The 23550-nt window shown below is 43.8% G+C and carries 19 protein-coding genes and 1 tRNA gene; 7 read left to right on the forward strand and 13 right to left on the reverse strand.

Annotated features, from left to right (window positions below):
- Positions 1-90 precede the first annotated feature (90 nt).
- The gene (ligD, locus tag BUB43_RS02900) at positions 91-2589 is read left to right on the forward strand and encodes a DNA ligase D (RefSeq protein WP_073178585.1); all 2499 of its coding nucleotides are present in this window, start codon (positions 91-93) and stop codon (positions 2587-2589) included.
- A gap of 37 nt (positions 2590-2626) precedes the next feature.
- The gene (locus BUB43_RS02905; protein ID WP_073178185.1) at positions 2627-2803 is read left to right on the forward strand and encodes a phosphatidate cytidylyltransferase; all 177 of its coding nucleotides are present in this window, start codon (positions 2627-2629) and stop codon (positions 2801-2803) included.
- On the opposite strand, the gene pdeM is transcribed toward BUB43_RS02905, so the two are convergent.
- The 5 genes from pdeM to BUB43_RS11245 are packed head-to-tail and all read right to left on the reverse strand — an operon-like array spanning position 2804 to position 8829.
- Positions 2804-3448, reverse strand: coding sequence for a ligase-associated DNA damage response endonuclease PdeM (gene pdeM, locus BUB43_RS02910; protein WP_073178187.1), 645 nt, complete (start codon positions 3446-3448; stop codon positions 2804-2806).
- Positions 3445-5895: a ligase-associated DNA damage response DEXH box helicase gene (locus BUB43_RS02915; protein ID WP_260200451.1), complete on the reverse strand. Its 2451-nt coding sequence runs from the start codon at positions 5893-5895 to the stop codon at positions 3445-3447. The genes pdeM and BUB43_RS02915 overlap by 4 nt, the downstream gene beginning before the upstream one ends.
- Before the next feature lie 55 nt (positions 5896-5950).
- Complete coding sequence (locus tag BUB43_RS02920) at positions 5951-7531, reverse strand: ATP-dependent DNA ligase (RefSeq protein ID WP_073178189.1); 1581 nt, start codon at positions 7529-7531, stop codon at positions 5951-5953.
- Entirely contained in the window at positions 7528-8541 is a 1014-nt protein-coding gene (locus BUB43_RS02925) for a ligase-associated DNA damage response exonuclease (protein ID WP_073178191.1), read from the reverse strand. The genes BUB43_RS02920 and BUB43_RS02925 overlap by 4 nt, the downstream gene beginning before the upstream one ends.
- A gap of 51 nt (positions 8542-8592) precedes the next feature.
- Positions 8593-8829 (reverse strand): hypothetical protein, encoded by a 237-nt coding sequence (locus tag BUB43_RS11245; RefSeq protein ID WP_159430223.1) that lies wholly within the window; start codon positions 8827-8829, stop codon positions 8593-8595.
- 31 nt (positions 8830-8860) lie between these two features.
- On the opposite strand from BUB43_RS11245, the gene BUB43_RS02930 reads away from it, so the two are divergent.
- Positions 8861-11077, forward strand: coding sequence for an NADP-dependent isocitrate dehydrogenase (locus BUB43_RS02930; RefSeq protein ID WP_073178588.1), 2217 nt, complete (start codon positions 8861-8863; stop codon positions 11075-11077).
- Between the two features lie 60 nt (positions 11078-11137).
- Here the strand turns inward: BUB43_RS02930 and BUB43_RS02935 are convergent, their stop codons facing one another.
- Positions 11138-13123, reverse strand: a complete 1986-nt coding sequence (locus BUB43_RS02935; protein ID WP_073178192.1) for a urocanate hydratase — start codon at positions 13121-13123, stop codon at positions 11138-11140.
- Positions 13124-13339: 216 nt separating this feature from the next.
- Here BUB43_RS02935 and BUB43_RS02940 point away from each other — a divergent pair, with 216 nt between their 5' ends.
- The 4 genes from BUB43_RS02940 (at position 13340) to BUB43_RS11375 (ending at position 18023) form a co-directional block, all read left to right on the forward strand.
- Positions 13340-14029: a porin family protein gene (locus tag BUB43_RS02940; protein WP_073178194.1), complete on the forward strand. Its 690-nt coding sequence runs from the start codon at positions 13340-13342 to the stop codon at positions 14027-14029.
- Between the two features lie 96 nt (positions 14030-14125).
- Complete coding sequence (locus tag BUB43_RS02945; protein ID WP_073178196.1) at positions 14126-14599, forward strand: DUF3347 domain-containing protein; 474 nt, start codon at positions 14126-14128, stop codon at positions 14597-14599.
- 25 nt (positions 14600-14624) lie between these two features.
- Positions 14625-15062: a GyrI-like domain-containing protein gene (locus tag BUB43_RS02950; RefSeq protein WP_073178198.1), complete on the forward strand. Its 438-nt coding sequence runs from the start codon at positions 14625-14627 to the stop codon at positions 15060-15062.
- Between the two features lie 57 nt (positions 15063-15119).
- Entirely contained in the window at positions 15120-18023 is a 2904-nt protein-coding gene (locus BUB43_RS11375) for a multicopper oxidase domain-containing protein (protein WP_221403995.1), read from the forward strand.
- A 173-nt stretch (positions 18024-18196) separates the two neighbouring features.
- Here BUB43_RS11375 and BUB43_RS02960 read toward each other — a convergent pair whose 3' ends face one another.
- From BUB43_RS02960 to BUB43_RS02990, 7 genes are all read right to left on the reverse strand, one after another.
- On the reverse strand, positions 18197-18568 hold the full coding sequence (locus BUB43_RS02960; RefSeq protein WP_073178201.1) for a VOC family protein: 372 nt from the start codon (positions 18566-18568) through the stop codon (positions 18197-18199).
- A gap of 172 nt (positions 18569-18740) precedes the next feature.
- Positions 18741-19526: a DUF2490 domain-containing protein gene (locus tag BUB43_RS02965; protein WP_073178203.1), complete on the reverse strand. Its 786-nt coding sequence runs from the start codon at positions 19524-19526 to the stop codon at positions 18741-18743.
- A gap of 1 nt (position 19527) precedes the next feature.
- Positions 19528-20277, reverse strand: a complete 750-nt coding sequence (locus BUB43_RS02970; RefSeq protein ID WP_073178204.1) for a carbonic anhydrase family protein — start codon at positions 20275-20277, stop codon at positions 19528-19530.
- Between the two features lie 231 nt (positions 20278-20508).
- Positions 20509-20829: a GNAT family N-acetyltransferase gene (locus BUB43_RS02975; protein WP_083541139.1), complete on the reverse strand. Its 321-nt coding sequence runs from the start codon at positions 20827-20829 to the stop codon at positions 20509-20511.
- A gap of 230 nt (positions 20830-21059) precedes the next feature.
- Positions 21060-22556 carry an amidophosphoribosyltransferase gene (gene purF / locus BUB43_RS02980; protein WP_073178208.1) on the reverse strand — a complete coding sequence of 499 codons (1497 nt, stop codon included), beginning with the start codon at positions 22554-22556 and terminating at the stop codon, positions 21060-21062.
- A gap of 6 nt (positions 22557-22562) precedes the next feature.
- Positions 22563-23267, reverse strand: a complete 705-nt coding sequence (purC, locus tag BUB43_RS02985) for a phosphoribosylaminoimidazolesuccinocarboxamide synthase (protein WP_073178590.1) — start codon at positions 23265-23267, stop codon at positions 22563-22565.
- 168 nt (positions 23268-23435) lie between these two features.
- Positions 23436-23509 (reverse strand) — tRNA-Ala (locus BUB43_RS02990).
- Positions 23510-23550: the final 41 nt, after the last annotated feature.

The following is a 23550-nucleotide window of genomic DNA, read 5'->3' on the forward strand; positions in this document are numbered from 1 at the left end:
AATTTAATTCATTCAAAAAAATCCCTATTTCATTGCCATATCGTAAAAGTGAACTTTTCTGCTAAAATCTTAACTTTAGAAAAAATTTCGATGGCGGAAGACCCCCTGAAACTTTATAACGAAAAGCGTAATTTTAATAAAACGGCTGAACCTGAAGGCTTTTCGGAAGAGACTTCGGAACGATTAAGATTCGTGGTGCAAAGGCACGCCGCATCGCATCTTCACTATGATTTCCGTTTGGAAATGGACGGCGTTTTGAAAAGTTGGGCAATTCCAAAAGGGCCATCTTTGAACCCAGATGACAAACGCCTGGCAATGATGGTGGAAGATCACCCGCTATCTTACCGAACTTTTGAAGGCACGATTCCGAAGGGTAATTATGGAGCCGGCGAAGTGGAAATTTGGGACGAAGGCTTTTATGAACCGCTGCAAAAAGCCGCTGGGAAAAGCGATGATGTGATAATGCGGGCGGAACTTCACAAGCAGTCGATGAAGTTTGTAATGCACGGAAAAAAACTTCGCGGCGAATTTGCATTAGTGAAAATTAAAAATTCAAAAGATGAAAATTCCTGGCTGCTCATCAAGCACAAGGATGAGTTTTCGACCTCGCAACACTTTGATGCTGAAGACTTTACAGACGAAAATTCAAAAGTGACGACCTACCTTAATTCAAAAAATTCGGCAAAGAAAAGCGGGCGGTTTAAAAATTATACGCCAAATCTTTCCGGCGAAAAAAAGTTGCAGAAATTCATCAAGCCGATGCTTTGCAAGGCTGCAAAAGAAGCTTTCGATGATGAAAACTGGGCATTTGAAATCAAATGGGATGGCTACAGAGCGATTGCAGATTTGCGAAATGATTTTCAATTATATTCAAGAAATGGGCTGGATTTTTCACAGAAATTTAAAAATTTTTTTAACCAGCTGAAGCTGCAGGAACATTCGATGATTTTGGATGGTGAAATTATAGCCTTGGACGATTTAGGTAAACCTAACTTTCAATTACTACAACAAATTGGTGAGAATCCGAATTTAAGATTGCAATATCAGGTGTTTGATTTGCTTTGGCTAAATGGGCATTCCACAACGGATTTGGAATATTTGCAGCGTAAAGAATTGCTGAAAGATGCGCTGAAAGAAACGGAAGTCATCAAGTATCACGACCATATTTTGCACAACGGCAAAGCATTCTTTGAAGCCGCACAAAAAGCAAGTTTGGAAGGCATCATCGCTAAGAAAACCGACAGCACCTACATTGAAGGCGCAAGAACTGATTTCTGGCTGAAAATCAAGGCGCTAGAAACGGATGATGTTTTAATTTGTGGATATACTGAACCGCAGGGTTCACGAAAATATTTCGGTTCGTTGATTCTCGGAAAGTATGATGAACAGGGAAAACTTGCTTATTGCGGTCACGCAGGAACAGGATTTTCTGATAAAACTTTAAAAGAACTTTTCGTGAGAATGCAACCGCTGAAAATCCAGCAATCGGCATTTGAAGAAATTCCTGCAACGAACAGCCCTGCAACCTGGATTCAACCGGAACTTGTTGCCGAAATTAAGTTTACGGAAATCACAAAAGACGGCCTTTATCGCCACCCGGTTTTTTTGAGATTACGGGAAAATTTTGATAAGCAAATCAATCCAAAAGAAAACCATAAAGTTAGCACTACCAAACAAAATATTATCGATAAAAAGGAGAAATCAGCAGTAAATAAAAAAGTAAAACTCACTAACCTCGAAAAAATATATTTTCCTGAAAGCGAAATCAGTAAGGGCGATTTGATTGATTATTACCAAAAAGTTTCCGAATTTATCTTACCGCATTTAAAAGGCAGGCCGCAATCTATGAACCGTTTTCCAAATGGAATCAACGGGATGAGCTTCTATCAAAAGGATGCACAGGATGTACCAACCTGGGTGAAAACCGAAAAAATATTTTCTGATAGTAACCAGAAGGACATCAACTATATCATTTGTGATGATGAAGAAACGCTCCTTTATCTCGCGAATTTAGGCTGTATTGAAATGAATGTTTGGACGAGCCAGATTTTTAATTTAGATCGCCCAAATTATTTAGTGCTTGATTTGGATCCATCGGAAAACAATTCATTTGACGAGGTTATCGAAACGGCACAAGCCGTGAAAAGCGTGCTGGATAAGGGGAAAATTAAAGGTTACCCGAAAACTTCCGGAAAAAGCGGCATCCATATTTATCTGCCAATGCAGCAGCATTATACTTTTGAGCAGGTAAAAAATTTCGGACATTTACTGATGCAATTCGTTCAGAAATCTTTGCCAGAAATTACAACGCTGGAACGCAGTTTGCAAAAGCGCGACAAGAAGAAAATTTACCTGGATTATCTTCAAAATCGTCGCGGGCAAACCCTTGCAAGCGCGTACAGCGTTCGGCCGAAAGAAGGTGCGCCGGTTTCAATGCCGCTGGATTGGGATGAACTGAAATTTGGTCTGAAGCCTACGGATTTCAACATTGATAATGCGCTGGAACGCCTGAAAACAAAGGGTGATATATTTTTGCCGACTTTAGGCAAAGGCATTGATATGCTTATGGCTATTGAAAATCTGCAATGAAAATTTTCCTTAAATTGCGCCAATAAAATTTTTAGTTATGAAAAAATTTTCACTTTTGGCGCTCTCTGTTTTTGCGCTGACTTTGCTTACAAGCTGCGAAGCGATTAACACGATTTTTGAAGCCGGAAAATGGTGGGGCATCATCGTAGCAGTGGTTGTAATTGCTGCTATCTTATTCGTTATCAGAGGATTAGGCGGCGGAAACAGGCAGTAATCAAAACTCGAAAAACCTGTCTTTTGTGAAGGCGTAAAATACTCCGTTTTTCGGGGTATTTTTTGTATCAAGCCCTGTGAATTCGCTGAAAGCAGGCAGCAAAAGTTGGCGGTCAGTTTTTACGAAACAAGGCAAGCGAAGCCGTTTTACACGATTCCGAAATAAAATCCCAGGATGAATGTGCCCAGTGATTTGGAATTTTTCGGAATCCTCAGAAAATTCGTGAATTAATTGAAAATTTTCTAATTCGATTATTTTCTTGTGGGAAGTCAAACATAATTGCTCTTGCAAATCGGCAGATATTTGGTCGTGATTTCCTGTAACTAAATGAAATTCAACAGATTGAAAATACGATTTCCATCGGCAAAAATCTTCAACATCCGAATTATTTCCAGCGTGAAGCAAATCTCCCACGATAAAAATTTTCTCCGCTTGAAAATATTTCAACACCGTTTCCAGCCGCTGCAAATCTTTCCGGAAAACATCCTTCGGCATTGCAATGCCGTGCTTTCGAAAATGCGCCGTTTTCCCGATGTGCAAATCTGAAAGCAGCAACGCTTTTTCCGATGGCAAAAACGCAACCCGCTGATTTGTAAGGATTAACGGTGAATTTTCAATAAAAATTTCTCGGGTAGCAATCGTCATTTGCCGGCTTTCTTCTCAAAATCTTTCGTCATTCTTTCAATCCGTGCGTCCAAATCCTCGCTTGAAAGCGTGGCGCGCAAAGAATCCACCTTTATCGGAAAACTCAGCGGCGTGAAAGAATTGGCAAATTTGAGGATAATTTTGGATTTGGCGATGCGCTGAAAAGCAGCCGTCAATCTCGCTTCTTCCAGCTGCTGATTGAAAACTTCGGTGTACGCTTGGCGAATTAGCAGGTTGCCCGGCTCATATTCTTCTAACACATTGAAAATCAGCCCAGCAGAAGCCTGAAGAGATTTATTGCTGCGCTGTTGCCCGGGAAAAGTCTGCACCACCATTCCGGAAATTACCGCAATATCGCGGAATTTTCGCCGCGCCATTTCGGCAGCATTTATGCTCGAAACCACATCGTTCATCAGGTTTTCCGCCGACAGAATTTGTGACAAATTCTCTTCCGTCACAGGAATTTCACGGTCGCTGAAAAGTTCGAAGCCGTAGTCATTCATCGCCATCGAAAAAGAAATCGGCGAGATTTTCGAAATGCGGAAAGCGATGAGCGCTGCCATTACTTCGTGTACCAGGCGGCCTTCGAACGGGTACATAAAAAGGTGCCAGCCTTCGCGGTTTTGGATGATTTCCACCAAAAATTCATCTTCGCTCGGAATGTGCGACACGGCTTCCTGCCCGGAAAGCAGCGGGTGCAGGAAACGCAGCTCCTTCTCGCCAGAACCAGGTTTCAGCGCCTCGGAAAGTTTGTGCCGAAGGAAGTGCCCAAGGTTGGAACTCAGCGGCAGCCTTCCGCCTAAATAACTCGGTGCCAAGGCTTTGCCTTTTGCAGCGCGCACGAAAACCGTCATTTCCTTGATTTTCACCACTTCCAGAACTCTGCCGGCAAGGATGAATTTGTCATCTTTCTTCAATCTTGAGATGAAATATTCTTCGATCATCCCGATGTAGCCGCCAGAAATGAATTTCACTTTCAGCATTGCGTCGCTCACAATTACGCCGATGTTCATTCGGTGCAGCATCGCGATTTTGCGGGAAGTTACGCGGTATTTCCCTTCATCGTCTATCACCATTTTGTGGAATTCTTCGTAATTTTTCAGTGCGCCGCCTATTGTGAGAAACTGCATCATCCACCGCCATTCATCTTCCGTCATCTCGCTGAAAGCGTGCGTGTTACGAACGATGCTGAAGGTTTCTTCTGGAAAGAATCCATCGCCTACAGCCAAAGTCGTCAGGAACTGCACCAGCACATCGAAGCTCAAAACCATCGGTTCTCTTGGCTCAATGACCTTCTGCTTCACGGCTTCTTTCAGCGCGGCAACTTCGATGAGCTCCAGCGAATGTGTGGGCACGCAGTAGATTTTGGATGTTTCAAAAGGCGAGTGTCCGCTTCTGCCAGCCCTTTGCATAAAGCGCGCCACGCCTTTTACCGAGCCCACCTGAATCACCGTATCCACAGGTTTGAAATCTACGCCCAAATCCAGCGACGATGTTGAAACCACGACTTTCAGATTGCCGCTGCTCAGATTTTCTTCAATCCAAATTCTCAGGTGTGCATCTATCGAGCTATGGTGGATGGCGATTTGCCCTGCGAAATCTGGGTGCGCATCCAGCAGCAGCTGGTACCACATTTCGCTTTGGCTTCGCGTGTTGGTGAAAACGATGGTGGATTTTGAGTTGAGGATTATCGGCACTACTTTGTCGGCCAGTTTTGCGCCGAGATGCCCTGCCCAAGGCAAAACTTCCACTTCGTCCGGAAAAACCGGGATAATGTCCACCTTCTTTTTTTCTTTGGAAATGATCTTCGTTTTTGGAATTTCGTACGGTATGAGAACTTCCAGCGCTTCGTCCAGATTGCCGATGGTTGCGGTGATTCCCCAGATTCTCAGCGTCGGAACATAGCTGCGGATTTTCGCTATGGCAAGCTCCACCATCACACCCCTTTTGCTGCCCAGCATCTCGTGCCATTCGTCGGCCGCTATGCATTTCAGGTTTTTGAAAAACCGCCGATTATTTTTCTGCGCTAAAAGCAGGTGCAAACTTTCCGGCGTTACAAGCAGAATATCAGGCATTCTTCGTGTTTGTTGCTGCCTGATTTTCGGGTCGGTATCTCCGTTCCTCACGCCAACTTCCCAATCCAGCCCGATTTCTGCGATGGCTTCCTGCATAGCCTTGGCGATGTCTTTTGCCAGCGAGCGAAGCGGCGTTATCCAGATGAGTTTTAGGCCGCTCCCGTAATTTTGCGGATGGTTCATAAAATCCGTAATCACGGCAAGGAAAACGGAAAAAGTTTTGCCGAAGCCTGTGGGTGCTACCACCATTCCGCTGAAGCCCCTGCCAAACTTTTCCCAGGTTTCCGCCTGAAACGAAAAAGGCGTGCGGCCATTCTCCGCCATCCAGTTTTGGATGATCTTATAACCTTCGCTATCGCGGAATTTTGCCAAAATTTCTAACTATTTAATTTTGATTAAATGCCAAACGAATTTCCGAATTTCCAAATCATTTTATCATCCTCTTCACTTCCTCCAGCTCATCAATTTCTGCCACAGTTTTATCTTTTCGCCAGCGCAAAATTCTCGGGAAGCGCAGTGCTACGCCGCTTTTATGCCGCTTGCTGAAGCCTATGCCTTCGAACGCTATTTCAAAAACCAGCTCTGGTTTCACGGTGCGAACCGGCCCGAATTTTTCGAGAGAATTTTTAGTTACGAAGCGGCTCACCTCCATAATTTCCTTGTCGGTGAGACCGGAATAAGCCTTAGCAATCGTCACCAGGTTTTCGCCGTCTTTCACGGCAAAAGTATAATCCGTGTAGTACGAGCTCCTTCTGCCGCTGCCTTTTTGCGCATAAATCAGCACGGCATCTATTGTAAGTGGCTCCACCTTCCATTTCCACCAGTCACCGCGCTTTCTTCCGCTGTGGTACACGGAATTTTTCTGCTTCAGCATCAGGCCTTCGCTGTTGATATCGCGGGCATTTTCCCTGATTTTTGGTAAATCTTCCCAGTTCTCAAAATCAATTTTTTCAGAAATCGTAAAATTCTGCGGATTATTTTCAGAAATTAATTTTTCTAAAAGTTCGCGCCTTTCTGCCATCGGTCTCGTGCGCAAATCTTCGCCTTCCAGTTCCAGCAAATCATAACAGAAAATATGCACCGGCAATTCTTCCAGCATTTTTTTGGTGATGTTCTTTCGGTTCAGTCTTTTTTGTAATTCATTGAAATTCAATACTTCACCGTTTTTCATCACTAAAATTTCTCCGTCAATCACGAAATTTCCCTTCAGGTTTTTCAGCGCATTTTCGATTTCCGGAAATTGTGCCGTCACCAATTCTTCACCTCTTGACCAAATGAAAACCTCGCCATTTCTGCGGATGAATTGTCCTCGAATTCCATCCCATTTATACTCCACGAGCCAGTCTTGCGCTTCGCCTAGCTCTTCCAGATTTTTATCCAAAGCGTGAGCCAGGCAAAACGGATACGGCTTGGAATTGTCCTGCACATCGGGATTTCCGCTGATTAATTCTTCAAACGAAATGGTGTGCGGATGCCAGCTTCCCATAATGCTGTGCGTGAGCGCGCTCGGTTCTTTTTCAGAAAATTTGGCGAGGGCATTCACCAGCATTTTCGCAGAAACACCTATGCGGAAACTGCCGCCGATTAATTTATTGAAAATAAAACGCTCGGTGTAGTCAAGATTTTCCCAGGCATTAATTACGAATTTTTTTTTCTCCTGCTCGGTTTTTTCTTTCAGGCTGATGATTTCTGCCATCCATTCCGAAAGCGTGAGCTCGATGTTCGTTTCTGACGGCGGTAAAATCAGCGAAATGGTTTCGCCCAAATCTCCTACTGCACTATGGCATTCCACGAAAAGCCAGTACGGCAGCCCGGTGATTTCCAGCGCCCATTCCTTCAGGAAGTTGGTGTTCACGCTGCGTTTCGGCCTTTTCCCCGTGAAAAGCGCTATCACCCACAGCTTATCTTTTTCCGGCGCTTTCGCGAAATAATTGACAAGCGCTTCAAGCTTTGCGTTGGTTTTGTTCGTGCTTTCCAGCGCATTGATGAGTTCGGCGAAAAGTTTCATTGCTCCTCGATTTCTTTGTCTGCAAGCTCCGCATCGTCGCCAAACTGCGTGCTTACGATATCTGCAGCAATCCCGATTTCGTTTAAATATTTGGAAAACACGGCGGTTTGCCCGTGCGTTACGAAAACTTTTTCCGCACCTGTTGCCTTCACGGCTTGCAGAAGCTCGTTCCAATCAGCGTGGTCGCTCACTGCAAAACCGGCATCCGCACTTCTCCATCGCCTGGAACCGCGTACCTGCATCCAGCCTGAGCAAATGGCGGTGGCAGCATCCGGAATTTTTCGGATGATATTGCTGTCCAGCAAAGCAGGCGGCACGATTACGATTTCGCCTTTCATCGTTTTTTTATCCTCGAGAAAATTCGCCGTTTGATATTCCGGAAGTTCGATGCCGACGCTTTCGAAAGCATCGTTCAGTTTGCCGATGGAATGATGCACGAAAATTTTGCCCAAACCTTCGGCAGCCTTCATAATGCGCTGCGCTTTGCCGAGAGAATAGCCGATGAGCACGGAAGTCTTTCCGGCATTTTGATTGGCGGAAATCCAGTTTTGGATGAGATTGTCCATTTTTTCTTTTGGAAGCCAATTATAAATCGGCAGACCGAAAGTACTTTCGGTAACGAATTCGTGACAACCCACCACTTCAAATGGCGTAGAAATGCCGTCATCCTGAATTTTGTAATCACCGGAAACCACGCTTACAAAGCCCTTGTACTCCATCCTGATTTGCGCCGAACCGATGATATGCCCAGCAGGATGCAGCGAAACTTTCACGCCATTAATATTAACAGGCTCTGCATAATCCAGGCCTTGCACTTCAATATCATCGCCAATCCTCGATTTCAGGATGGGTTTCGTGAAATGGTGGCACAGGTATTTCCTCATCCCCCATCTTGCGTGATCGCCGTGACCGTGCGTGATGACCGCTAAATCCACAGGCCGCCAAGGATCGATGTAAAATTTTCCCTGCGGGCAGTAAATTCCTTTGCTTGTAAATTTCAGCAGCGTCATTGAAGAAAAAATCTGCCAGTAGAGCAGATTCTAAACACAGATTAAATCAGATTATTTCATCGGAACGGCCTCGGTTTCTCCGGTATTCAGCCCGTTCATTAAGTCGCCCAGTGCAAAAGCCCAAATGAGATAGGCAATGATCATTAATGCGATTACTGCAATTGCGATAATGACGCCCTTTGAAGGTTTACTGTTTGTGGACATATCGTGGAGTTTTAAAATTAAATCAAATATAGAAAAAATGTTTAAAATCCTGCTTGCGGTCGGCAAAAATGTGATGTGCTGCATTATTTTTGTAAATTTGAGCAAAATTTATTTTATGGCTGTATCAAAGATTTATTACACGCTGACGGACGAAGCACCAATGCTGGCCACGCACTCTTTCCTGCCGATTATCAAGGCTTTTACAAAGGCTGCCGATATCGAAATCGCAGTGCCGGATATTTCCCTTGCCGGAAGAATTCTCGCTAATTTTCCCGAAGCATTAACCGAAGAACAAAGAATCCCGGATTATCTGGCAGAACTTGGCGAACTGGCTACAAAACCGGAAGCCAACATCATCAAACTGCCGAACATTTCCGCTTCCGTTCCTCAGCTGGAAGATGCCATTGCAGAGCTGCAGAAGCAGGGCTACAATGTGCCGAACTATCCCGCTGAACCGAAAACCGACGAAGAAAAGGAAATCAATAAAAAATATGCGAAAGTCTTGGGAAGTGCCGTGAATCCAGTGCTTCGCGAAGGCAACAGCGATCGCCGTGCGCCGAAATCGGTGAAGGATTATGCGAAGGCCAATCCGCACAGAATGGGTGAATGGAAGCAGGATTCCAAAACGCAGGTGGTGCATATGAATCAGGGCGATTTCTACGGCACGGAAACTTCTACCACGGTGGAAAACGACGGGAAATTCCGCATTGTTTTTTACGGAAAAAATGGAGAAGAAAAAGTGCTTAAAGATTTTGCACCGCTGAAAAAAGGTGAAGTCATCGATTCATCGGTAATGAATTTGGCAGAGCTGAAAAAATTCGTACAGCAGGCAATAGATTTAGCCAAAGAAAAAGATGTGCTGCTTTCCGCACACCTGAAAGCTACGATGATGAAGGTATCTGACCCGATAATTTTCGGCGCCATCGTGGAAACTTATTTCAAAGATGTTTTTGAAAAATATAAGGATGATTTCAAAGCGCTGGACATTAACCCAAACTTCGGGCTGGCAACGCTTTTCGAGAAAATCAGCGGCAGCGAAAAAGCCGAAGAAATAAAGGCGGACATTGCAAAAGCCATTGAAAACGGGCCGAGAATTGCGATGGTAAATTCCGACAACGGCATCACGAATTTCCATGTATCGAGCGATGTGATTGTGGATGCATCAATGGCAGCGATGATCCGTGGCGGCGGAAAAATGTGGAACAAAGACGGCAAGGAAGAAGATACCGTGGCGATTATTCCGGACAGAACTTATGCCGGATTTTACGATGCCGTGGTGGAAGATATGAAGCAGCACGGCGCTATAGATCCGAAAACTTTCGGCTCCGTACCGAATGTTGGCTTGATGGCTCAGAAAGCGGAAGAATACGGCTCTCACGACAAAACTTTTCAAGCTTCGGCAGATGGAACGATTAAGGTTGAAAATGAAAACGGCGATGTGCTGCTGCAGCAGGAAGTGCACGAGGGCGATATTTTCCGTATGTCGCAAACTAAGGATGAGCCAATTCGTGATTGGGTAAAACTTGCGGTGAACCGTGCAAGGCTTTCCGATACACCGGCTATTTTCTGGCTGGATCACGACAGAGCGCACGATGCACAAATCATCAAAAAAGTAAACGAATACCTGAAGGAGCACGATACAACTGGGCTGGACATCCGCATAATGGATGTGAAAGATGCAATGCGCGAAACGCTGAAACGCGGCAGAGAAGGCAGGGATACGATTTCGGTTTCCGGCAATGTGCTGCGCGATTACCTTACCGACCTGTTCCCAATTCTGGAACTTGGCACTTCGGCGAAAATGCTTTCCATCGTACCATTAATGAATGGCGGCGGTTTGTTCGAAACTGGAGCCGGCGGTTCAGCGCCGAAACACATAGAGCAGTTTTTGCAGGAAGGCTATCTGCGATGGGATTCTTTGGGCGAATTCCTGGCACTGCAGGCTTCACTGGAACATTTGGCGCAAACGCAAGACAACGGCAAAGCGATGATTTTAGCAAAAGCGCTTGACGAAGCGAACGCAAAATTTTTGGCGGAAGATAAATCTCCGGCAAGAAAAGTGGGTGGCATTGATAACCGCGGTTCGCATTTTTACCTGGCGATGTTTTGGGCGGAAGCTTTGGCAAAGCAAACTGAAGATGCAGCGATTGCAGAGCAATTTCAGCCGATAGCCGAAGCGATGCAGCAGAACGAGCAAAAAATTAATGATGAACTGATTGGTGCGCAAGGCAAATCGCAGGAAATCGGCGGGTATTACCACCCTGACTTTTCCAAAACTGATGCTGCAATGAGACCGAGCGAAACGCTGAACTCAATCATTGCGAAACTGTAATATTTCTTATTAAAACTAAAAGGCTGTCCGATTGAGACAGCCTTTTTTATAAGTCTAAGTTCAAAACAAATCATCATCCACAAAATTAGGCAGCGTAACTTTCAGGTTGGGCTCGGTTTCCATCGCCCGCTTTATCGCGAAAATTGCGCCTTCATTCCGCGCCCAGCTTCTGCGCGAAATACCGTTGTTTACATCCCAGAACAGCATCGATTTCAGGCGGCGCTCAGAATCTTTAGAGCCATCCAGCAGCATACCGAAGCCACCATTAATAACTTCGCCCCAACCAACGCCACCGCCATTGTGGATGCTCACCCATGTGGCACCACGGAAGCTATCGCCGATGACATTCTGTATCGCCATATCTGCCGTGAATCTTGAGCCGTCGTAAATGTTGGAAGTTTCGCGGTAAGGCGAATCCGTACCGGAAACATCGTGGTGATCCCTGCCCAAAACTACCGGCCCAATTTCGCCGTTCTTTATGGCTTCGTTGAATGCCTGTGCAATTTTCATCCTTCCTTCAGCATCGGCATAGAGAATCCTTGCCTGGCTTCCCACCACCAGATTATTTTCCTGCGCACCCTTGATCCACTGGATGTTGTCGGCCATTTGTTGCTGAATTTCCGCCGGAGAATTCTGCATCATTTCCTCCAAAACTTTCAAGGCAAGCTCATCTGTTTTGGCCAAATCTTCCGGCTTTCCGCTTGTGCAGACCCATCTGAACGGCCCGAAGCCATAATCGAAACACATTGGCCCCATAATGTCCTGAACATACGACGGGTACCTGAACTCCCTGCCAAGCTGCGGATTTTCGGCAAAAACATCAGCACCTGCCCTGCCTGCTTCCAGCAGAAATGCATTACCGTAATCGAAAAAATAAGTGCCGTTTTCCGTATGCTTATTGATGGCTGCAGCGTGCCTTCTCAGGCTTTCTTGAACTTTTTCTTTGAAAAGCTCCGGCTCTTCGGCCATCATTCTGTTCGATTCCTCGAAGCTTTGTCCGGCAGGATAATATCCGCCTGCCCAAGGATTGTGCAGCGAAGTCTGATCGGAACCGATGTCGATTTTCAGTCCGGCTTCGTAGAATTTTTCCCAGACATCCACCACATTGCCAAGGTATGCCAGCGATACCGTTTCAGAATTTTGCTGCGCGGTTTTCACACGGTTCACCAATTCATCGAGGTTTTCGTGAATTTCATCCACCCATTTCTGTTCGTGGCGGATTTTGGTAATTTTCGGATTGACCTCCGCACAAACCGTGATGCAGCCAGCGATGTTCCCTGCTTTTGGCTGAGCGCCCGACATTCCGCCAAGCCCACTCGTTACGAAAAGTCCACCTTTCGGATTTCTGCTGATTTTTCTGAATGCATTCAAAACCGTAATCGTGGTGCCGTGCACGATGCCCTGCGGCCCGATGTACATATAGCTGCCCGCCGTCATTTGCCCGTATTGCGAAACGCCCAGCGCATTGAATTTTTCCCAATCGTCCGGCTTGGAATAATTTGGGATTACCATACCGTTCGTCACCACAACTCTCGGTGCATCCTTGTGGCTTGGGAAAAGCCCGAGCGGATGGCCAGAATACATCACCAAAGTTTGCTCATCCGTCATTTCCGAAAGATACCGCATCGTGAGCAGGTATTGCGCCCAGTTTTGAAACACCGCGCCGTTTCCACCGTAAGTGATGAGTTCGTGCGGATGCTGCGCTACGGCATAGCTCAGGTTGTTCTGAATCATCAGCATGATGGCTTTTGCCTGAAGAGATTTTCCGGGATATTCATCGATTGGGCGGGCTTTCATCTCATAATCCGGGCGGAATCTGTACATATAAATCCTGCCATACTCTTCCAGTTCCTGGCGAAATTCCGGCAAAAGTTCCGCGTGAAATTTCGGCTCGAAATATCGCAGCGCATTTTTCAGCGCCAGCTTTTTCTCCTCATCGTTCAGGATTTCCTTGCGCTTCGGTGCATGGTTTATGGCTTCGTCGTATTTTTTTTGTGCAGGCAATTGTTGTGGAATCCCCTGCTTGATTTCTTCCTGAAATGTCATTTTTTACCAATTTTAAAGCATAAATGTATTGAATTTAAGGCATCTCCGCAATATTTAATGGTAAAAAGCGTTCATTTAATGTTTTAAAAATGTATTTGAATGCTTTGGCAAAGCTTTTGCAGATAGCGAGTAACTTTCGCTGAATTTTGGAAAAGAAAATTTTGGCAAAGAATTTGATTAACGAAAAAAAGTAAACAACTGTTTAAAACAAACGCAATGAAAAAGTTATTTTTAGGTGCAGCTGTAGCAATGTCTTCATTTGCTCTTGCACAAACAGGCAACACTTACGGTGCTACATCAGGAACTGCTGATAGCCCTTTAACTTTCGGTATCAAAGCCGGGGTGAATGTATCTGCCCTAAGCCAGGATTCTGGCTTGGACAACAATGGCTTGAGCTCTGATACCAAAGCCAAAGTGGGTGCTTATGCTGGTTTCTTTATGAACGCTCCGCTTGGCGCTAATTTCAGCATCCAGCCGGAAGTACTTTATTCCCTAGAGGGTAATAAAGTGGAAAGCTCTTATAGCTCTTCTCTGGGAAGTTATAGCTATAAGACCACTAACAATATCCATATGATAAACATTCCTGTAATGGCGCAGTACCATTTTACTCCGGAATTTTATGTGGAAGCAGGGCCTCAGTTCGGTTTCGTAGCTGGCGCGAAAAGCAAGTTTGATGGCGATGCAAATATTGCTGGTCTTGGTGGAAGTACCTCTAACACTACAGATTTCAAAGACAGCCTCAATACTTTCAATTTCAGCCTTGGCGCAGGCGCAGGATACTATTTTGTACCGAACTTTGGCGTAAATGTAAGGTATATGGCCGGCCTAACTGATATGGCGAAAGATAATGACGGAGACCCTGTAAAATCTGGCGTATTCTCTGCTGGTGTTTCTTACAGATTCTAAATTTTAGAGGAACATACCTTGATCCGGGTGAGAAATCATCCGGATTTTTTTTTGATATTTGCATAATTATTTAAATTGATTCTAAAAAATTCTCCTATGAAAAACCTACTTTTCACCGCAATCATCCTGATGGCTTCGTTTGTAAATGTTTCTGCGCAGAAAGCTGAGCCGGCGCTTTCAAAGGTTTTTGATGCCTACATCGAACTGAAAAATGCTTTGGTGAAGGACAATGCTGAGCTTGCCACGAAAAAAGCGGACGGCTTCATTAAAAGCGTTTCAGCGGTGGATTACAAGCTGCTTTCCGAAGGTAATATCAACATCCTGAAAAAGCAGGCATCGGAAATTTCTGAGAGCAAAAGCATTGACAAACAGCGCAAATCCTTCAAACATCTTTCGGAAAATATGCAGACAATTGCTGAAAAATTTGCAGTGTCGCAAAGCAAAATCTTCGTGCAGCATTGTCCGATGGCAAAAGCATCGTGGCTGAGCAAAAGTGAAGTGATTGAAAACCCGTATTACGGCAGCCAAATGCTGAACTGCGGCGAAGTTTCCAAAACAATTGGGAAGTAATTTTAGTAATTACAATAATTTAGCAATGAAAATCATAGGCATCTCAGCACGCACTACAAATAAGGATGGGCAGGCTGCAGCAGATTTGGAAACACTCTGGCAGAAATTCACAGCAGAAAATATCGTCGATAAAATCGAGAACAAAACGAGCAGCGATATTTACTGCGTTTATACCGATTACAAAAGTGATTATACCGAAGATTATACCGTGCTCATCGGTCCGGAAGTTTCGGATTTTGAAAATATCCCTGATGGTTTGTTGGGAAGAGAATTTCCTGAACAGAAGTTTAAGAAATTTGTAGCAAAAGGCGAAATGCCCAATGCTGTAATGGAAACCTGGCAAACAATCTGGAATAACGACAGCGCTCTGAACCGTGCCTACACCTACGATTACGAACGCTATACCGAAAAATCTTTCCAAAAGGAAAATGCCGAAGTTGAAATTTTTGTGGCTGTGAAATAATTTAATCTAAGCCTATCGAAATCGAAAGGTTTGGACTAAATAATCTTTTATTCAAAAATGAAACAACTCCTTACACTTTTATTTTCAGTGATATTTTCCTTGGCGGTTTTTGCGCAGGACAAGGCGGCGTTCTCCTGCCCTATGCATCCAGAAATCGTAGCGGAAGCACCAGGGAAATGCCCGAAATGCGGAATGAATTTAGTCAGCGGAAAAGCACACCATCACCATAAAGCGGATGATGCAAAAGCCAATGACGAAAAAGTTTCCTTCGGCGGAAAGAAAGTGCGCTACGATCTTTACGCCAGGGATACCATCGTGAATTTTACCGGCAAAAAGCGCAGAGCCATCGCTGTGAACGGCAGCCTTGCAGCACCAACGCTACATTTCACCGAAGGCGATACGGCGGAAATTTACCTGCACAATCAGCTGAAGGAAAGCGCGAGCTTCCATTGGCACGGCGTGATTCTGCCCAATCCTCAGGACGGCGTTCCCTTCCTTACCACCAAGCTCATCAAGCCCGGCGATTCGCACCTTTACACCTTCAAAGTTTCGCAAAACGGAACTTACTGGTATCACTCGCACAGCAGACTACAGGAACAAATCGGGATGAATGGCGTGCTGGTTTTCCACAAAAGAAACGACTCGAAGAAAAATTACTACAAGGCTGATATACCGGTGCTTCTCGGCGAATGGTCAGACGAGAAGCCGGAAGAAATAATGCGCCGACTGCATATGAACAACACCGAATGGTACGCCATAAAAAAGAAGGCGGTGCAGAGCTATTCCGAAGCGATACAGAAAGGGCATTTCTTCACCAAGCTCAAGAACGAATGGAAGCGGATGGAAGCGATGGACATATCGGATGTGTATTACGAAAAATTTCTCATCAACGGAAAGGTAGCCGATGAATATCGCAATCTTTCGGCCGGCGATAAAGTGAGACTTCGCGTGGTAAACGGCGGCTCATCGAGCTATTTCTGGCTGAATTTCGGTGGCGGAAAATTTAAAGTCATCGCCAATGATGGTAACGATGTAGAGCCTGTGGAAGTGGACAGGCTGATTGTGGGCAATTCTGAAACTTACGACATCGAGATAGAAATTCCGCAAAATAAATCCTACGAATTCCGTGCAACGGCGGAAGACAGATCAGGCTACGCATCGCTGTGGCTTGGCAGCGGCGAAAAAGTGGAAGCGCCTACCCTGCCAAGGCTGGAACTCTTCGAAGGGATGAAGATGATGAACTCGATGATGAAGATGAGCGGCGATATGAAGCCGATGAATATGACGATGAGCAACCAGACGATGGATATGAATTCGGTGATGTACCCTGAACTGCCGAAACACGAGCGCGAAATGATGATGAAGCATATGGATGAGATGATGGATATGAGCAATGTGGATGGACATTCTCATCATCATTCTTCGCACGAAAATCATTCGGAACATTCGATGCATCATCATTCTCAACACTCAGAAAATCACGAAGGGAAAAGTTGCTGCTCGGATAAAAATCATTCTCACGAAAACGGGCACAACTGCGAACATTCTGAGGCTGAGAAATTCACCTGCCCGATGCATCCGGAAATTATTTCTAACGAAAAGGGAAAATGCCCGAAATGCAAGATGGATTTAGTGCCAATGAAAAATGGCGGGAAAAATCACGAAGGGAAACATTGCTGCTCGGATAAAAATCATTCTCACGAAAACGGGCACAACTGCGAACATTCTGATGCTGAGACATTCACCTGCCCGATGCATCCGGAAATTATTTCCAACGAAAAAGGAATATGCCCGAAATGCAAGATGGATTTAGTGCCAATGAAAAATGCCGGGAAAAATCTCGAAGGGAAAAGTTGCTGCTCGGATAAAAATCATTCTCACGAAAACGGGCACGACAGCCATTCACATTCCGCAAACCACGGTGAACACAGCAATCACGAAAGCAGCATTGTAACGCTGAACTACGATATGCTGGCAGCACCTGAGAAAAATATTTTGCCAACGGAGAATGTGCGCACTTTGAAATTCACGCTGGAAGGCAATATGCTGCATTACCTCTGGTCGCTCGACAATAAAACCGTGCTGGAATCGGACAAAATTCTCATTAAAAAAGGTGAAGTTCTGCGCATCGAAATGTACAACAATTCGATGATGAGGCACCCGATGCATTTGCACGGCCACGATTTCAGGCTCCTAAACGCCAAGGGCGATTATGCACCGCTGAAAAATGTGGTGGATATAATGCCAATGGAAACCAACACGATTGAATTCCCGGCAAATCAAGATGGCGACTGGTTCTTCCACTGCCACATTCTGTACCATATGATGGGAGGTATGGGGCGTGTTTTCAGCTACGAAAACTCGGCGGCAAATCCGCAGCTTCCCAACCAAAAAGAAGCGTGGCGAAAATTCAAAAATGACAACCGAATGTTCAGCACGATGGGTATGCTGGGTGTGCAAACCAATATGCTGCACGCCGATGCGATGGCAATGCTGGGCGCAAGATATGCGGCCTTTGCCGATGTGCACTACGGCTACCATCACAAAGATTTGGAAGCGGAAGTAAAGGCCGGGCGCTATCTCGGCAAGTTTCAATGGGCGATGCCGTACATTAGCTACCGATTCCGAAACCCGATGAGCTACGAAATGGCGACTGAGAAGAAAACGATGTTTGGCCAGCAAAAAGTCGGCAAGTATAGGAACACCGCAGCTATCGGTCTGGAATATGTGCTGCCCTTCCTGATTATGGGCGATGCAAGCGTGGATATAAACGGGAAATTTTTGCTGTCGCTAAGCCGTGAGGACATTCCGCTTTCGCCAAGATTCCGCGGGAATTTTATGGTCAATACTGACAGAGAATTTAGCGCCGGAATTTCGTACATCCTCAGCAGATACATCTCACTTTCCGCAGGCTACGATAACCATAGCGGTTTTGGTGGGGGGATTAATTTTGTTTATTGATAAACATTCTGTATCTAAATACTATTAAAAATCCCGGCTAAAAACCGGGATTTTCTAATATTAGACGAAAACTATAATTCTGTGATTTCAGAGATGATTTTTTGGCAAAAATTTTATAACACTTTGAGCTAAACGCTTGTTAGCGGTTCGTTGTTGTTTGTTGCACATTAGTCTTACTCCGAGATTATTAAGTAGTATTCGTCTAAGTCTCTTAGAATAAATTGCCGAATTCCAGAGTTCTCGTTTAAGTGAGGCGCTTGTTCAACGGTAAGTTTTAATCGTGTTGCTTTATTCCAAATTTCATCCAAGTCTGAAACCCTGAAATATAAAATCAGTCCATTACCAACTGTAATGTTTGGGTCTTTCATTGTCGGATGGTCGTGTTCGTCCCAGCAATGAAGGCAAAGTATCACTTCGTCCTTTTCATTCGCTAACATTTCAAAACTATCGCCACCGTGTTTACTTTTTAAGTTCATCAGGTCTTGATACCATTTTGAACTTTTGGTAACGTCTTTAACCGCAATTATGGTTTCTAATCTTATCATTTTGTTTTGTTGTGGGTATCGTCTTTACAATGACCGCTAACGTTTTGCAGCTTGGCGAAGTGGCGGATTTAGAAGCACTTACTTTCATTTTAGCACTAATGTTTATTTGAAAACCAAATGTTCAATATAGCACCGAACCCGCCATTGAGCCAAACGCCTGTTAGTGGCAGTTTTATTTTTTTTCCTTTTTAGTCAAGTCAATATTGAAGTTTGCATTTATGATAATTCCGTTGTTGTTTTGAAACACATTTTGTCCGCTTATTTGTCTACCAAATTGAACGGTTTGGTTTAAATAACCACCTTCAATTCTTACGTTTTTGTTGAACCGATAACCAAGCAAAACGCCAATTCTATTTTGGTCAAAAATATTAGCATTTACATTTTCTCCAAAACCAATGAAAATTTCGTCATACAATGCCAAGTATGAAGTTTTGTCTTTTATTTCTGTACCTTTTAATGGCACTTGTAGTCTTGCCATATAACGCATTCTGTGTAGTAGCGGAAATTCATCTTCCTTTTCTACACTGGCAGAACTGTATCTTCCTACAAATCTTTGTTCTAACATAAATCGGTGAGAAAAATCAACAATACCTTCTTTGTGTGAAAGTTGCACCATTTGAAATAATCTATGTTCGGTAAAATCTCTTCCAAGTCCGTTTATTGGTATTTCACCATACGGAAAAGTTTCAATCCAAGCATAACCTGCTCTAAATAATACTCTTGGATTAAGTTGATAATTTACACCAACTCGTAAAAGGCTTTGTTGCCAATCTGTTATGTAATTGTCTCTACGGAATTGGTACTCAGTATGTAAACCAAATTTGTCTGATAATTTGAAAGTACCAAAATAATTGTACCAACCAATATTTTCGTGTGTATTTATACGATTGTTTTGACCTGATACATTATTACTAATGCACCAAATCAAAACAAGTATAACTATGATTTTTTTTTGCATTTTATTTTACAAATTGAAGGGTTCCGTCTGTTAAACGATAAAAAGCACCAACAATTTTGATTTCACCTTTGTCTTCCATTTCTTTAAGAATTGGGCTTTTTGCTCTAATTTCATTTATAGTATGAATTACATTGTTTTCAGAAACGTGTTTCACAAATTCATCGTTTTTTGAAGTTTTTTCACCTGCAAAATTTTGGCTCATTGCTACTGCTGGCTTTATTTTAGCAAGCATAGCTGTAATGTTACCTAATTTTACATCGTCAATAGCACTTTTTACAGCTCCGCAATGTTGGTGTCCTAAAACCAAAACTAATTTTGAACCTGATACTTTACAAGCATATTCCATACTACCCAAAATGTCTTCGTTAATAAAGTTTCCTGCTACTCTGGCTACAAAAATATCTCCCAAACCTTGGTCAAATACATCTTCTACTGGTACTCGGCTGTCCAAACAACTTAAAACAACAGCTTTTGGAAATTGACCATTGGCAGTTTTTTTTGCCTGAATAGATAAGTCTCTTATTGTGCTATTCCCAGAGTTAAATCTTTTGTTGCCTTCTACTAATTCCTGCAAAACAGCATCAGGTGTCAAGGCAGCTTGTTGTTCTTTGGTCATAACGTCTGTTATAACGTTTTTTGTTACTTCTTTGGTTTCTGTCGAACCTTCATTTTTTGTTTCCGTTTTTGTTCCTTGGTTACAAGAAAATAGGGTTAGTGTTACTAAAGCTGTTGCTACAATTTTTGTGTACATTACTTAAATTTATTTTTTTGTTTTGCCTACTTCTTATTACGGTGTTCGGCTAGTCCGTTTTATGTTTAAAAATCAGTTGTCTTCTTTGTTGGCGGTGTCTGCGAAAAATTGCCACTAACGCTCAAATATATGAATATTTATGAATCAAGCATCATAAAATCCTAATTTTTTTTGAATCTTTATTAAGTATTTGTATATTAATATTTTATAGCTATATTTGGAGTGCGTATTTTAAATTATTGGCGGCGGACCACGTCCAACGCGATCTGATTTTAGCGGTTCCGCTAACCAATAGCCAAGTTCAGCATTTTTTCTGTGGATGTCGTCTTGTGGGTGTATTCCAATGCTACCAACTGCTTGTCCGTTTATGTCAATAGCAAAAATATGAATCGGGTCATCCTTTGTCGCAATTTCTATGAATGCCCTTCCACTATCCTCAGTATATGGAAATGGAAATTTGTCTGTCATATTCTTTGCAATATTCCAATTGTTAGCATACTTAACTAAACAGTTTAAGTCTGAAATATTCCAAGGTCTAAGTTTAAATTCCATTTTCAATAATTTACTGTTTGTTGATTCTATGTCGTTTTAAAATGACCGCTAACTCTCAAATATACGCATATTTTTGAAAGCACCAATTATTTTTAAAACAATCAAATAAATTAAGTAATGTATTGTTTTATAGTATATTATCTGTTAATTTGAACTGCGACAACCACAGCGGTTTTGGTGGGGGGATAATTTTCAACTATTAATTTGTTGAAAATCACTTATCGCCAAAATCACTCGTCAGTGTACTTTATATCCGGACCTTTTGGAACCGGATATTTTTCTGTAAAACAGCCAAAACAATGGTTGGTGCTTCCTAAAATTTCTATCAAATTTTCAACGCTTAAAAACTCGAGGCTATCAACATCAAGGTATTTTCGAAGCTCATCCTGAGACATATTCGCTGAGATCAAATCATCCTTGGTGGGCGTATCTATGCCGAGATAGCAGGGCGCGATAATGGGCGGCGAAACGCTTCGGAAATGAATTTCTTTCACGCCTGCATCTTTCAGGATTTTCACCAGCCGTTTGGAGGTGGTGCCGCGCACGATGGAATCATCGATGATTACCACCCTTTTGCCCCTAATTTCCGAAATAATAGGGTTAAGTTTGAGGTTTACTATCCGCTCCCTCATTTCCTGAGTGGGGATGATAAAACTTCTTCCGATGTAGCGGTTTTTAATAAGTACCGGGCGGAACGGAATACCGGAAGCTCTGGAAAACCCCACCGCAGCTGGCACCCCTGAGTCTGGGACGCCGATGACGATATCCGCATCCACGGGTGCCTGCTCCCAGATCTTCTCACCGGATTTTTCGCGGATTTCGTGTACATTGATGCCCTCCAGATCGCTGTCCGGTCTTGCAAAATAGATGTATTCAAAGGCGCAAATGTGCAATTGGCAATCCGCTTTTACGAGATACGATTGCAGGCCCTCATCATTCTCAGAGGTGAAAACAATTTCCCCGGGCTTTATATCGCGGATGTACTTTGCCCCCACAGCGTCAAGCGCCGCGGTTTCGGATGCGGCTACGAAAGTCTGCTCACCGATTTTCCCCAAAACCAGCGGCCTAATACCGTGTGGATCTCGGAATGCAAAGAATTTATTTCTGGTAATCCCAACCACAGAATAGGCCCCTGTTATCTTTTCCATCGTAGCCTTTATGGCTCCCCTAAGCCCAAGATCCAGATTTTTCTGAATCAGCCTTAAGATTACTTCTGAATCCGAAGTCGCCTGAAATTCTACTCCCTCTGCCTCCATCTCCTTCCTCAGCGGAGCCGCGTTGGTAAGATTACCGTTGTGGGCAATGGACAAGATTATCTGATCATACTCATTTTTAGCAAAAAACGGCTGGAAGTTATACTTTTTCTTGTCACCTGCAGTAGTGTAACGCGTGTGGCCAATTACGGCGTTGCCCATAAAGCGCTCCGGGTTCTCTATCGTGCGGTAGACATCCAGCACCAGGCCCTCTTCTTTTATGTTGGAAATTTTCCCTTCCCTTAGTGCGGAAATCCCGCACGCCTCCTGCCCCCTGTGCTGAAGCGCAAACAGCCCGAACTGCGAAAGAGAAAATGTATCAATGTTATCAGGTGAATAGAGTCCGAAAATGCCGCATTCTTCCCTAGGCGCGTCGAGGAATTCCTCGCTTTTTGTACGAAATAAATTTCTTCCATATGGCCTCCCGGCAAAAACGGATTTATAGGTTTTCTTTAAATCTTCTGAATTCTTCATTTCGTTTTAAGCATTCAGTGCGGTTTGCAGGCGGCTGTAAATTTCCTCATAGGCTTCGGTCACCTCTCCCAGGTCCCTGCGGAAGCGGTCTTTGTCGAGTTTTTTCATTGTATCCTTGTCCCAAAGCCTGCAGGTATCCGGGGAGATTTCATCGGCTAGCACAATTTTACCATCAGAAGTTTTTCCCAATTCAATTTTAAAATCCACAAGGATGATGTTCATTTTATCAAAAAGTCCCGTCAGCAGGTCATTGATTCTAGCAGTCATCGTATACATTTCTTTCAGCTCATCGTAGGTTGCCGCGCCGAGAAATACTGCGTGATGATCGTTGATAAGCGGGTCGCCAAGCTCATCTTTTTTATAGCAAAGGTCGAAAATGGTCACCGGAGCTTTTATGCCTTCCTCTACCCCTAGGCGCTGCGCCATACTGCCTGCGGCATAGTTCCTTACTACCATCTCCAGGGGGATTATTTCCACCCTTTTCACCAGCTGTTCCCTCTCGTCCAGTTTTTTTATAAAATGTGTGGGGATGCCATTAGCTGATAAGTAGTTGAAAATCAGTGTTGAAATAGCGTTGTTCAGCTCGCCCTTCCTGTCGAACTGCCCCTTTTTCTGCGCATTGAAGGCAGTGGCGTCATCCTTAAAACGGACAATCACTTCTTCAGGATTCTCAGTTTCAAAAACCTGCTTCGCCTTTCCTTCGTAGAGCATTTTACCTTTAGTCATAATTCGCGCCTTTTTGGATTGCAGACTCTTACTTTTTTATTTAAAACTAGAAAAATAAAAACTAAACTTTTACTTAAAAAAAATCAGGAACAATCAAATTAGTCCCTGATTTAGTCCCGCCAACTTCTTTACTCCATTTTATAGGGTGTCTCGTGGAGAATACGGGATTCGAACCCGTGACCTTTTGACTGCCAGTCAAACGCGCTAGCCAACTGCGCTAATTCCCCTATTTACAGACCGCTAATTTAAAAATTTTTTACAAATCTCC

Origin of the sequence: Cruoricaptor ignavus (assembly GCF_900141665.1) — a bacterium.
GTDB classification, from domain to species: domain Bacteria; phylum Bacteroidota; class Bacteroidia; order Flavobacteriales; family Weeksellaceae; genus Cruoricaptor; species Cruoricaptor ignavus.

Excerpts from the sequence above, each read along its gene's own strand:
- BUB43_RS02905 (WP_073178185.1), top strand. The coding sequence starts at position 2,627 with ATGAAAAAATTTTCACTTTTGGCGCTCTCTGTTTTTGCGCTGACTTTG.
- BUB43_RS02930 (WP_073178588.1), top strand. The coding sequence starts at position 8,861 with ATGGCTGTATCAAAGATTTATTACACGCTGACGGACGAAGCACCAATG.
- ligD (WP_073178585.1), top strand. The coding sequence starts at position 91 with ATGGCGGAAGACCCCCTGAAACTTTATAACGAAAAGCGTAATTTTAAT.
- BUB43_RS11375 (WP_221403995.1), top strand. The coding sequence starts at position 15,120 with ATGAAACAACTCCTTACACTTTTATTTTCAGTGATATTTTCCTTGGCG.
- BUB43_RS11245 (WP_159430223.1), bottom strand. The coding sequence starts at position 8,829 with ATGCAGCACATCACATTTTTGCCGACCGCAAGCAGGATTTTAAACATT.
- BUB43_RS02960 (WP_073178201.1), bottom strand. The coding sequence starts at position 18,568 with ATGATAAGATTAGAAACCATAATTGCGGTTAAAGACGTTACCAAAAGT.
- BUB43_RS02925 (WP_073178191.1), bottom strand. The coding sequence starts at position 8,541 with ATGACGCTGCTGAAATTTACAAGCAAAGGAATTTACTGCCCGCAGGGA.
- BUB43_RS02940 (WP_073178194.1), top strand. The coding sequence starts at position 13,340 with ATGAAAAAGTTATTTTTAGGTGCAGCTGTAGCAATGTCTTCATTTGCT.
- BUB43_RS02970 (WP_073178204.1), bottom strand. The coding sequence starts at position 20,277 with ATGTACACAAAAATTGTAGCAACAGCTTTAGTAACACTAACCCTATTT.
- pdeM (WP_073178187.1), bottom strand. The coding sequence starts at position 3,448 with ATGACGATTGCTACCCGAGAAATTTTTATTGAAAATTCACCGTTAATC.
- BUB43_RS02920 (WP_073178189.1), bottom strand. The coding sequence starts at position 7,531 with ATGAAACTTTTCGCCGAACTCATCAATGCGCTGGAAAGCACGAACAAA.
- purF (WP_073178208.1), bottom strand. The coding sequence starts at position 22,556 with ATGAAGAATTCAGAAGATTTAAAGAAAACCTATAAATCCGTTTTTGCC.
- purC (WP_073178590.1), bottom strand. The coding sequence starts at position 23,267 with ATGCTCTACGAAGGAAAGGCGAAGCAGGTTTTTGAAACTGAGAATCCT.
- BUB43_RS02975 (WP_083541139.1), bottom strand. The coding sequence starts at position 20,829 with ATGGAATTTAAACTTAGACCTTGGAATATTTCAGACTTAAACTGTTTA.
- BUB43_RS02945 (WP_073178196.1), top strand. The coding sequence starts at position 14,126 with ATGAAAAACCTACTTTTCACCGCAATCATCCTGATGGCTTCGTTTGTA.
- BUB43_RS02965 (WP_073178203.1), bottom strand. The coding sequence starts at position 19,526 with ATGCAAAAAAAAATCATAGTTATACTTGTTTTGATTTGGTGCATTAGT.
- BUB43_RS02935 (WP_073178192.1), bottom strand. The coding sequence starts at position 13,123 with ATGACATTTCAGGAAGAAATCAAGCAGGGGATTCCACAACAATTGCCT.
- BUB43_RS02950 (WP_073178198.1), top strand. The coding sequence starts at position 14,625 with ATGAAAATCATAGGCATCTCAGCACGCACTACAAATAAGGATGGGCAG.